General features: G+C 28.3%; 12 protein-coding genes. 10 read left to right on the plus strand and 2 right to left on the minus strand.

Annotated features, from left to right (window positions below; all coding sequences use genetic code 11):
* The first annotated feature begins 6 nt into the window (after nt 1–6).
* The 6 genes from spoIIAA to spoVAE all read left to right on the plus strand — a co-directional run bounded on the left by spoIIAA (nt 7) and on the right by spoVAE (nt 3,648).
* Nucleotides 7–342, plus strand: a complete 336-nt coding sequence (gene spoIIAA, locus QOZ93_RS06935; protein WP_111943537.1) for an anti-sigma F factor antagonist — start codon at nt 7–9, stop codon at nt 340–342.
* Between the two features lie 13 nt (nt 343–355).
* On the plus strand, nt 356–784 hold the full coding sequence (spoIIAB, locus tag QOZ93_RS06940; RefSeq protein ID WP_111943535.1) for an anti-sigma F factor: 429 nt from the start codon (nt 356–358) through the stop codon (nt 782–784).
* Nucleotides 785–794: 10 nt separating this feature from the next.
* Nucleotides 795–1,550, plus strand: coding sequence for an RNA polymerase sporulation sigma factor SigF (gene sigF, locus QOZ93_RS06945; protein ID WP_307355652.1), 756 nt, complete (start codon nt 795–797; stop codon nt 1,548–1,550).
* A gap of 189 nt (nt 1,551–1,739) precedes the next feature.
* A complete protein-coding gene (gene spoVAC, locus QOZ93_RS06950) occupies nt 1,740–2,231 on the plus strand; it encodes a stage V sporulation protein AC (protein WP_422723876.1) in 492 nt (163 codons plus the stop codon).
* A 38-nt stretch (nt 2,232–2,269) separates the two neighbouring features.
* On the plus strand, nt 2,270–3,286 hold the full coding sequence (gene spoVAD, locus QOZ93_RS06955; RefSeq protein ID WP_111943531.1) for a stage V sporulation protein AD: 1,017 nt from the start codon (nt 2,270–2,272) through the stop codon (nt 3,284–3,286).
* Nucleotides 3,287–3,291: 5 nt separating this feature from the next.
* Nucleotides 3,292–3,648, plus strand: coding sequence for a stage V sporulation protein AE (gene spoVAE / locus QOZ93_RS06960; RefSeq protein ID WP_307355653.1), 357 nt, complete (start codon nt 3,292–3,294; stop codon nt 3,646–3,648).
* A 36-nt stretch (nt 3,649–3,684) separates the two neighbouring features.
* Here the strand turns inward: spoVAE and QOZ93_RS06965 are convergent, their stop codons facing one another.
* On the minus strand, nt 3,685–6,207 hold the full coding sequence (locus QOZ93_RS06965) for a transglycosylase domain-containing protein (protein WP_307355654.1): 2,523 nt from the start codon (nt 6,205–6,207) through the stop codon (nt 3,685–3,687).
* A 235-nt stretch (nt 6,208–6,442) separates the two neighbouring features.
* Between QOZ93_RS06965 and yunB the strand changes: the two genes are divergently transcribed.
* Complete coding sequence (gene yunB, locus QOZ93_RS06970) at nt 6,443–7,090, plus strand: sporulation protein YunB (protein ID WP_307355655.1); 648 nt, start codon at nt 6,443–6,445, stop codon at nt 7,088–7,090.
* A gap of 58 nt (nt 7,091–7,148) precedes the next feature.
* Here the strand turns inward: yunB and hpt are convergent, their stop codons facing one another.
* Entirely contained in the window at nt 7,149–7,673 is a 525-nt protein-coding gene (gene hpt, locus QOZ93_RS06975) for a hypoxanthine phosphoribosyltransferase (protein WP_111943521.1), read from the minus strand.
* Between the two features lie 144 nt (nt 7,674–7,817).
* On the opposite strand from hpt, the gene hflX reads away from it, so the two are divergent.
* Genes hflX through QOZ93_RS06990 form a run of 3 tightly spaced genes read left to right on the plus strand, consistent with a single transcriptional unit; the run spans nt 7,818 to nt 11,938 of the window.
* Nucleotides 7,818–9,608, plus strand: a complete 1,791-nt coding sequence (gene hflX / locus QOZ93_RS06980) for a GTPase HflX (RefSeq protein WP_307355656.1) — start codon at nt 7,818–7,820, stop codon at nt 9,606–9,608.
* Nucleotides 9,609–9,626: 18 nt separating this feature from the next.
* Nucleotides 9,627–10,523 (plus strand): nucleotidyltransferase domain-containing protein, encoded by an 897-nt coding sequence (locus tag QOZ93_RS06985; protein WP_307355657.1) that lies wholly within the window; start codon nt 9,627–9,629, stop codon nt 10,521–10,523.
* Nucleotides 10,524–10,531: 8 nt separating this feature from the next.
* Complete coding sequence (locus QOZ93_RS06990; RefSeq protein WP_307355658.1) at nt 10,532–11,938, plus strand: aminotransferase-like domain-containing protein; 1,407 nt, start codon at nt 10,532–10,534, stop codon at nt 11,936–11,938.
* Nucleotides 11,939–11,941 lie beyond the last annotated feature (3 nt).

The following is an 11,941-nucleotide window of genomic DNA, read 5'->3' on the forward strand; positions in this document are numbered from 1 at the left end:
ATGAATATGATTTTAGAATTTGAAAATTTTAATAACATTCTTGTTGTACATATGAATGGAGAATTAGATCATCATAGTGCAGAAGAAGTTAGAAATAAAATAGATGATAGATTAGATAGAGAAGATATAAAGAAACTAATTATGGATTTTAATGGAGTAACTTTTATGGATAGCTCAGGTATAGGTGTAGTAATAGGGAGATATAAAAAATTAAATGCAAAAAATGGTAGTGTAGTAGTGGCTAAAGTTAAAAATCCTGTTAATAAAGTGTTTGAATTATCAGGTATGTATAAAATAATAAAAGGATATGAAACTCTAGAGGATGCTTTAGAAAATATTTAATGGGGGGATAAGCATGTATAAAAACGTGATGAAGTTAGAGTTTTTAAGTAAATCACAAAATGAAAGTTTTGCTAGAGTTACTGTAGCAGCCTTTGTTTCTCAATTAGATCCTACCATTGAAGAACTTTCAGATGTAAAAACAGCAGTATCAGAAGCTGTAACTAATGCTATAATTCATGGATATGGAGAAAAAGAAGGTATGGTTACCATAGAAGCACAAATAGATGGTAACGAAGTTACAATAATTATACGTGATAAAGGAAAAGGAATAGAAGATATTGATTTAGCAGTACAACCTTTATATACTTCTAGACCAGATCTTGAGAGATCAGGAATGGGATTTACTGTTATGGAAACTTTTATGGATAATATGAAAGTTACTTCTAAAAAAGGTGAAGGAACAATTGTAACCTTAAAGAAAATATTTAAATCAGTGAGCTAGGTGGGATGTAATGGGAAATATTAAAAATCTAAATACGGATATTAACTATGATGACAATATAGAGTTAATCCAAAAGGCAAAAAGTGGAGACAGAGATGCTTTAAATCAGATTACAGAATTAAATTTTCCATTAGTAGCTTCCATATGCAAAAAATTTTTAAATAGAGGATATGAATATGAAGATTTATTTCAAATAGGTTGTATAGGACTTGTAAAAGCAGTAAATAATTTCGATAATAAATTTAATGTTAAATTTTCTACATATGCAGTTCCGATGATTATGGGAGAAATCAAAAGATTTCTTAGAGATGATGGAATTATTAAAGTAAGTAGAAGCGTAAAAAATACAGCCAAACAATTACATTATGATAGAGAAAAATTAACTAATGATTTAGGAAGGGAACCTACTATTCAAGAGTTATCAGAATATAGTAAAATGGAGAAAGAAGAAGTTATATATGCATTAGAAGCGATTTCAGGACCACAATATTTATACGATACAATACACCAAGATGATGGAGCACCAGTACTTTTAATTGATAAAATCGGAAATAATTCTGATGATGATGATAAATTAGTAGATCGAATAGCTTTAAAAGAATTACTGAGAACTTTGGATGTAAAATCTAGACAAGTAATTGTACTAAGATATTTTAAAGACAAAACTCAGGTTCAAGTGGCAAAAGTATTAGGAATAAGTCAAGTTCAGGTATCTAGAATTGAAAAAAAAGTTTTAAAACAAATGAGAGAAAAGTTAAGTGGATAAAAAAATATATGTATAATAGCTAATTTTACTGAAAGGTTTAATTAGCTATTTTTATTTTTTGATAAATTAAATGTAAGTACTTTAAGAGAATATAGTTTAAAAAAAATTTTTTTGCAAAAACTATAATTATAAATTAACTAAGTGGAAAGGTAGGTGAAAATCCTGATATGTATTTATCAGGTGTGCATTGTGACAAATAGAAAAAAAGATGCTATTAAAAAGAAAGAAGAACAAAAAGATAAAGAGTTAAGAATAAAATTTCAAAAGATTAACAATGAAGATAAACCTAAACCACCTATATTGATACATTGTTTCAGGGCATTTTGGGTTGGTGGTGTAATTTGTACCATTGGGGAAGGATTCAGTCAATTCTATCAAAAGTTTTTTGGACTACCTAAAGATGATGCAGCAGCATTTGTAGCTATAACAATGGTATTTTTAGGGGCGTTTTTAACTGGAATAGGGTTTTATGATAAGTTAGCAGAATATGCCGGAGGAGGTACTTTAGTTCCTATAACAGGATTTTCTAATGCTGTTGTATCTCCAGCCATGGAATTTAAAAAAGAAGGTTTTATATTTGGAGTAGCAGCTAAAATGTTTACTATTGCAGGTCCCGTTCTGGTTTATGGTATAGGATCATCTGTAATAGTAGGATTAATTTATTATTTATTTAAAATATAGAAAAATTTTTTAATAAAAGTTTATATTGAGGTGATAAAATGGCTAAAAGAATTGGTAAACAAACTGTTGTCTTGGATAATAAGCCTAGAATTATAGCTACATATAATGTGGTTGGACCTAAAGAGGGAGAAGGTCCTTTAAAAGATTATTTTGACAAAATAATTGAGGACGATTTAAATGGTCAAGAAACTTATGAAAAGGCAGAAAGTAGTTTAACATATATAGCTATAGAAGAATGTATAAAAAGAGCTAATTTAACAGATAAAAATATAGATTATTTATTGGCTGGTGATTTATTGAATCAATTAACAGCATCTAATTTTGCTGTTAGAAATATAGATATACCCTTTATAGGACTTTATGGTGCATGTTCTACAATGGCATTATCTCTTAGTATGGCAGCTATGATGATAGATGGAGGATTTGCCGATCATACAATAGCGGCTACTTCTTCACACTTTTCTTCCGCAGAAAGACAGTTTAGAACCCCACTGGAATATGGTTCTCAAAAATCACCAACATCTCAAAGAACGGTTACAGGTGCAGGAGCAATGCTTTTAGGAAAAACAGGTGATTATCCTTATGTAACTCATGTAACTACTGGTAAGGTTAAAGACTATGGAGAAACGGATCCTAATAGCATGGGATCTGCCATGGCACCAGCAGCTGTGGATACTATAAAACAACATTTGTATGATACAAATAGAAAACCTTCCGATTATGATTTAATCATAACAGGTGACTTAGGAATGTTCGGCAAGAAAATGACGGAAGAACTGTTACTAGAATACGGATATGATATTAGAAAGGTCTATAAGGATTGTGGTGTTGAGATATTTAACATAGATGAACAAAATGTTATGTGTGGTGCCAGTGGATGTGGCTGTTCTGCTGTAGTTATGACAGGATATGTTTATAAAAATTTACTTATGAGAAAGATGAAAAGAGTATTATTAGTTTCTACAGGTGCTTTAATGAGTCCAACATCGTCATTACAAGGTGAAAGTATACCAGGTATAGCCCATGCAGTAGCTGTAGAAATTGGGGAGGAATAAAAATAATGAATTATGTAATGAGCTTTATTATAGGTGGAATAATTTGTGTTATAGCACAGATATTAATGGATACTACAAAGCTTACACCAGCCAGGATTTTAGTTAGTTTTGTAACGGTAGGTGTTATATTAGGAGCTTTCGGATTATATGATAAATTAATAGCTATAGGAGGAGCAGGAGCAACAGTTCCGCTACCTGGATTTGGAAATTCTTTAGCTAAGGGAGCAATTAAAGAAGTGCATGAAAAAGGATTATTAGGGATATTTACAGGTGGTATTAAAGGAACAGCTGGAGGAATAGCATCGGCTATTGTTTTTGGATATTTAATGGCAATAATTTTTAATCCTAAAACTAAAGAATAAAAAAATATCCTAGAAAGTTTTCTAGGATATTTTTATTTATATATTATTATTTATATTAGCATCTGGATTACTAGGTTTAGGCTCAATTCCGTTATTAGGTTTTTCAGGTTTATTATTGTTAGGATTATTATTTATATTATTTTTATTATTATCATCTTTTATAGAAGGATTATTCTCATTGTTTTTATTTTGTTCCTTATTATTATCATTAGGTTTGTCTTGTTCTTTTTTTTCTGGAATTTGATTAGATTTAGCATCATCATATTCTGTAGGTAGAAGAATATGTTTTTGAGAATCATCAATACGGGAAGCATACTCTCTTTTTATAAATACCTTTTCTTCTACTAACTTAGGATCACTATATTCTGTAGCAAGTACATATCTACCATCAGATTTTCTTACCACTCTTGCGGTAGTATATATATTTTCTTCTATAGTTGTAGGTTCAGTACCATCTATAAAATACTCTTTATAAGTTAAAGAACCTTTTAACATACTAGAAAAATCATTTACCAAGTTTCCTGTAAGTGAGGAAACGGGTTTTTCGACTATACCCTCAGGTTTTTCAATAGTCTTATCAGGTAAATTTATATGGGCCTCTTTCATTATATTTCCCCATAATTTAGCTACAGTTGAACTACCTAATCCATGTATAGACGTATTATCATCATTACCAACCCAAATAGCAGCAGAATAATAAGGAGTTAAACCTGAAAACCATAAGTTTTTATTACTAGAAGTAGTACCAGTTTTACCTCTTACACTCATGTTACCAAATTGTGCTGATGGCCCTGTTCCACCTGCAGATACTGGACCTTTTAATAAATCATACATAATATACGCAGCTTGTGGAGAAATAACTTGTCTTGATTGAGCTTTAGTTTCTAAAAGAAGTTTATCATCTCTATCAACTACTTTTGTATAAAGTCTAGGTGCTGTTAATTTACCGTTATTTCCAAAAGTACCATAAGCAGCAGATAATGTAAGAGGATTTGTTCCATTAGATTCACCTGCATCAAGCTGACCTAAGGCAAGTGCTGGCATATTGTGATCTGTATTATCTAATTGTAATCCAAATTTTTTACCATATTCCATAGATATATCAAGACCTCTTTTATCTTCTCCTAATGCATCTATAGTTTTTACAGCAACTACGTTTAAAGAATGTTTTAGACCATATCTTAATGTTACGTTACCATAATGATTTCTATCGGCATTCTGAGGATTATAAAGTCTTCCATTATCCGAATACTTAACTTGCATGTCATGTGGTAAATTAGAATCTTGAATTATAGATGCTGCAGTAAGAACTTTAGTATCTATAGCAGGACTATAAACAGTTAATGGTTTAATAGCAGAACCAGGTGGTCTTAAAAATCTATTAGATGCTGCTCTATTATAAGAAAGAGCTTCCTGTTCTCCTCTACCTCCAACTATAACTTTTACCTCACCAGTATGATAATTCATAATTGTAGTTCCAGCTTGAAGGTTTTTTTGGCTTGAATAGATATTATTATTTAAAACATCTTGAGTTTTATTTTGTAATTTAGTATCCATAGTAGTATAAATTTTTAATCCACCATTAGCTAAAAGTGCATTTACTTCATTATCACTATAATTATACTTTTCTTTTAAGTCATTCATTACAACTTCAATAACAGGTCTTGAAAACCATTCATAACTCATTTTATTTCTAGTATTATGATTAAAGCTATATTTTAATTGAGGGGAAATAGCTTTATCATACTCCTCTTGAGTTAAATATTTATTTTCAAACATTTTAGTTAAAATAGCTTGAGTTCTTGGTGATTCATGAATTTGTTTTTTATCATATGCATATTTAGCAGCACCATATGAAACAGAGGGACTTTGAGCACAACTAGCAATAAATGCACATTCTGTTAAGGTTAGATCTTTTAAGTCCTTATTAAAATATTGTTTAGCTGCAGATTTTACACCGTAAGCTGTACCACCTAAAGGAATGGTATTCATATATGTCTCAAGAATCTTTTCTTTTGACAATATTTTTTCAAGTTCTAATGACATATACATTTCTTGAATTTTTCTTTCAATATTAAGTCTATTGGTTAAAGAATCCGTAAGAAAATAACGTTGTTTTATTAATTGTTGAGTTATTGTAGAACCGCCTTGGAAACCTTTCTTACCAGTTAAAAGTTTTTTAACATTGCCAAGTGTTGCTCCAGCAAGTCTTTTAAAATCAATTCCTTTATGTTTCCAAAATCTCTCATCTTCTATAGATACAAAAGCATCTATTAAGTTTTGAGGGATATCCTTGTATTCAACAGGGTCACGTCGCTCAACAGTTAAGTATTCATCTATTAAATTTCCCTTATCATCATAAAACTTTGTAGGTTCACTTAATGAGGTTACAGTTTTTACATCTACAGAAGGAGCGGTTTTAGCCATTCCAAGAATTACTGCACCTAAGATAACCATGCAAGTTAGTATTATAAATAATATTGAAAGCAATACAATTTTCAATGTTTTTTTCTTAGATTTTTTTTTGCTTTTTTTCTTCTTTTTTTTGTTTTCACTCATTTACTGTCCTCCTTATGGTAGGGTAAAAATTATAAAGTCATTATATCACAAATAATTAATATATTAAAAGAAATAAAGTTTTTAATTTATTATAACATAAGGTATGTTTTTTTATAATAAACTATAATAAAAATTGAAAAAATTACTAGATATGAAATATTATTAAAGGTAATTTAAATTATCCGTATACTATATTTTTTATAAGTATTTGGAGATAAGGAAAGGGTAGGATAAAGTGATTATTAAGAAAAAAACAAAAGTAACTTTTATAGTGGTTCTTATCTTTATAATTTTTATTATTTTAGTATATACATTAGATAAGGTATTTTTACCTACTGCACTTGCAGTTTCCGAAGCCGAAATGAGAGCAAAGGCTATTCAAACAGTAGATAAGTGTATATTAGATGAATTAAATGAAAAATTTAGATATAATGATATAGTAAGAATAGATAAAGATTCTGATGGGAATATAGTTATGCTTAGAGCAGATACAGTAAAATTAAACCTCCTAGCAAACAATGTGTCATTAAAGAGTCAAGAAGCGTTAAATAGATTAGGGAGTGTTGGGATAGAGCTAACATTAGGATACATAACTAAAAATAATTTATTATCTTATTTAGGACCAAAAATAAAAGTAAAAATGGAACCATTAAGTAATGTAGAAACTAATTATTCTTCCGTATTTGAAAGTGCAGGAATAAATCAAACTATGCATAAAATCTTTATAAAGTTTAAAACTAAGGTTAGGATTATATTTCCTATGAAAAGTTTTGATGTAGATTTAGTTAGTGAATTACCTATTTCTGAAACAGTTATAGTAGGAAAAATTCCAGATACGGCATTACAATTAGATTTAGATGGAATAGGATATAAAAGTAAATAAAAAAACATGACCATTAAATAAGGTCATGTTTTTTTATTTATAAGTATTTCTATAAAAATTATTCTTCCCAGTTAAATACATAAGGAATATTTCTATAAAAATCACCATAGTTTAATCCATATCCTGCAACGAAGACATCTGGGATTTCAAAACAACAGTAATCAGGTTTTATATCCACTTTTCTTCTATCAGGTTTATCTAAAAGTACACAACATTTAACAGAGTTAGCACCTAATTCTTTTACATGATTCATAACAAAGTCCATAGTTGTACCACTATCTACTATGTCGTCTACTACTAATACATCTAAACCCTTAATATCATCTGGAATATCATGTACAACCTGAACTGTGCCTGATGAAGTTTCGTTATGTCCATAGCTTGAAGTAGTCATGAAACCAATTTGAGTTGGAACTTCTAATTCTCTTACTAAATCAGCAGTATATATAAAACTACCTCTTAAAAGTGAAAGTACATAAACACTTTTACCTTCATAATCCTTTGAAATTTGTCTACCTAGTTCTTTTATTCTATTAGAAATTTCTTCTGAACTAATTAGTATATTTATTTTTTTCTTTTCCAAGCTAATCCCACCTTGCATTAATATTTACAACTTTCTTTTTATAGTATAGAATTAAATAATAGTTGTCAAGAATAGTTGGACATATAGTTAATAATGTATGAAAATTTTTAATAAGAGAATCCTTTAGGATAAGGAGATGATTTAATGATATATGGAAATATAGATGGAGTAAGAGATAGTATTTTAAATGTCTTAGAAGATATATATGAAATTAGACAGTGGAAAGATAGTATTTTTACAGAAGAATTAGTTGAGGTATTAAGGAATATAACTCTAAAATTACAAAGAGAAGTAAGTGTAGCCATAAATAGAAAAGGAAAGGTAGTAAGTGTTGGTATTGGAGATAGTTCTACTGTAGAATTACCTCTTATTGATATTAAGGAAAATAGATTGTCAGGAGTTAGGGTTATACATACTCATCCAAATGGTAATCCCAAACTTTCAGCCTTAGACTTATCTGCACTTATAAAATTAAAATTAGATTGTATTGTAGCTATAGGGGTAAAAGAAGATGTACCTTGCAAAGTAAATGTTGGATATTGTGCTATAGAAAATAACATTTTGATTCATGAAGAAGTATATAATTTATCTGTAGAACAGGCAAAAAATTTAGACTTCTTAGATAAAATTGCTCATATCGAGGAATTGATTAAGCATAATGAAATCGAAGAAGAACAAGGCGAAAGAGCTATTCTTGTTGGAATAGAAAGTGAAGATAGTTTAGATGAATTAGAAGAACTTGCATATGCATGTAATGTTGAAACTATAGAAAAAGTATTTCAAAAGAAAAATAAAGAGGATAAAGCTTTTTGTGTAGGTAGTGGCAAAGTAGATGAAATAGGTATGTTACTTCAAGCATTGAAAGCTAATGTCGTTATTTTTGATGAAGAATTATCAGGAGCACAGGTTAGAAATTTAGAAGATAGTTTAGGTGTAAAAGTCATAGATAGAACAACTTTAATTCTTGAGATATTTGCAAGAAGGGCAAAAAGTAGAGAGGCTAAACTTCAAGTAGAACTTGCACAACTTAAATATAGAAGTGCAAGATTAATAGGATTAGGTACAATATTATCCAGAACGGGTGGAGGAATAGGTACTAGAGGACCAGGTGAAAAAAAATTAGAAATAGATAAAAGAAGAATTAGAGAAAGGGTAACTGAACTTTCTAGAGAATTACAAAAAATAAAAAGTATAAGAATCGTTCAAAGAGAAAAGAGGGTTAAGGGAAATATACCTAAACTTTCTTTAGTAGGATATACTAATACAGGAAAATCTACATTAAGAAATAGATTGTGCAAGATAGTTCCAAGCAAAAATAATAATACAAATAAAGAAAATGTATTTGAAGCAGATATGTTATTTGCAACATTAGATACAACTACAAGAGCCATCTCACTTCCAGATGGAAGAGTAGCTACTTTAGCAGATACAGTAGGTTTTATAAGAAAATTACCACATGATTTGGTAGAGTCTTTTAAATCTACTTTAGAAGAGGTTGTAAATTCAGATCTACTTCTACATGTAGTAGATTCTTCTTCTGAAAAATTATATGAACAAGTAGAGGCTGTAGAAGCTGTTTTAACAGAATTAGGGGTAAATCCACTAGACTGCATTTTAGTTCTAAATAAAATAGACAAAGTCTCAGAGGAGCAATTAAAAGATATAGAACAGAATTTAAGTAGATATAAGTTAATTAGCATATCCGCAAGAGAAGAAAAAAATATAGATGAATTATTAGAATTGATTTGTGACAATTTGCCACAAACTATATTTGAAAAAGAATTTTTAATACCATACACTGAACAAAAACTTGTATCTTATATTCATAGAAATGGCAAAGTTTTAGAGGAAAGTTATGAAGAAGAAGGAACTAAAATTAAGGCTTTAATAGATGATGAGATTTATAATAAATGTATTTCTTTTGAACTTAAATAGAATGGGGGATATCACAGTATGGCAAAAACAATTTTAGATTATCAAATTGCCTTTAATAAAACTGTAGAAAGTTTAAAAGTAAAAAAGGAAGTATTAGCTTTATTTGTTTTTGGATCAATTATGAATGGTGACTTATGGGAACAATCTGATATAGATCTTATTGTGGTTTATAATGAGCCACTGGATAATATAAACAATATATATACAGAGCATAATGATATTCCCATTCATATTAAGTTAATAGATAAGAAAAAGTTTATTTCACTATGTATAGGTGCTAATAAAGGGGGATATATTCATAGATTATTTTCTTCATCTAAACTTGTGTTTTCAAATGATAAAGATATTGATGAATTATATGATAAAGAACGGTTTTTTAATGATTTTTGTGGTGAAAGATGGAACATGGTTTTTTTAAGTGATTTATTGAAAAGTACTTCTGAATGTAAAAAATACTTGTATAAGGAATCTATTTATAATGCATACACATTGGCTAGTATAAGTATTAGGGAATATGCTAAGTTAATAGTTAATTTTTCAGGATACATGATAAATAGAGATGTGGTAAATATGGCCATGAATTTAGATAGTAAACTTTCAACTATTGCAGAAGAATTTTTTATGAGAAAAAATGACATAAAAAAAGACATAGAAATATTAATAGAGTATATAGATGATAATATAAATAGAAACATGAAAGTATATACTTCTTTATTATTAAATTATATGAAAGAAATAAATACACCTTTAAGTTCTAGAGAAATAGCATTTTCTAAATTATTCAGAGAATATAAAATTAATATGGAAGAAATTTTAAATAAGTTATATGAGCTTGAAATAGTAAATAAAATGAAAAGACCATATAAGAGTTCTTTAGGTAATATATTGATAGAAGAGAATGTTTATTATATTTAGGGGGAAATATGGAAAAGTTTAGAGTTGATTTTAATAAGGAAGTTCCTAAGTATATTAAGATAGAAAAACATTTAAAGGAATTAGTTGAAAAAGAAAAAATTATGGATGGAGAAAAATTACCCTCTATAAGGACTTTAAGTAGTTTTTTGAAAGTAAATAAAGACACTATAATTAATGCATATAACAAGTTAGAAGAAGATGGCTATGCTGTTCAAAAAATGGGTAGTGGTACTTATGTAAAAAAAAATCAATCAACTTTAATAAGATTTAAGAAAGAATATTCTAATACAATAAAGAAGTTAAATTATAACTCCAATAAACAATATATAGATTTTGTAGGAGAATCAACATTAAGTAATAATTTTCCTATCAATAATTTTAAGAAAGTATTAAATGAGGTGCTAGATAGAGATGGTGCCTCTGCTTTTATATACAAAGAAGTTTTAGGATACGATGGTTTAAGAGAAAGTATAAGTAAGTTTTTTTGGAATGGTAGATATGGTTTAGATGATATCTTAATAGTATCAGGGGCTCAACAGGGAATAGATGTTATTTCAAAGGCAATAATTAATAATAGAGATAATGTAATAGTAGAAAAACCTACATACAATGGTGCCTTATCTGTATTTAATTGGAGAAGGGCTAATATTTTAGAAGTTCCTTTAGAAAGTGATGGAATAGATTTAAATAAATTTGAAAAAACTTTGCAAAAAAATAAAATTAAATGTTTTTACACTATGAGTTATTTTCAAAATCCATCAGGAATTACTTATAGTCTAGAAAAAAAGAAAAGAATATTACAACTTGCTGATATGTATGATTTTTATATAATAGAAGATGATTATTTATCAGAGCTTATATATACAGATGAAATACAGTATAAAAGTTTTAAAAGTTTAGATAAAAATGAAAGAGTTATTTATATAAAAAGTTTTTCAAAAATATTTTTACCAGGTATTAGACTTGGATATCTTATTCCACCAAAAAGATTAAAGGAAAGTATAATTAATTTTAAGATAAATACTGATATAGCTACATCGAGTTTAATGCAAAGAGCGTTAGAGTTGTATGTAACTAAGGGATATTGGAAAAATCATATTGAGAATTTTAGAGAAAGTTATAAAATAACCTATGATTTCTTAACAAATATCTTAAAAAATGATTTTAAAGAGGAACTAACATTTATACCATCAGGTGGGGGACTTAGTTTATATGTAAAGTTAAATAATAAAATGGATTCTTTAGAATTGTTTTATAAGTGCAGAGAGAGAAATGTTATAATAACTCCAGGTGTATTTTTTTATAAAGATTTTAAAGAAGGATTATCCTATTTTAAGCTAGGGTTTTCAAATTTAAAACAGGATGGAATGATAAAAGGAACTCAAGTTTTAAAAGATATTTTAAAAAGAGGGTAGTGC

Source organism: Hathewaya limosa, from assembly GCF_030815255.1.
Classification (GTDB): Bacteria; Bacillota; Clostridia; order Clostridiales; family Clostridiaceae; genus Hathewaya; species Hathewaya limosa.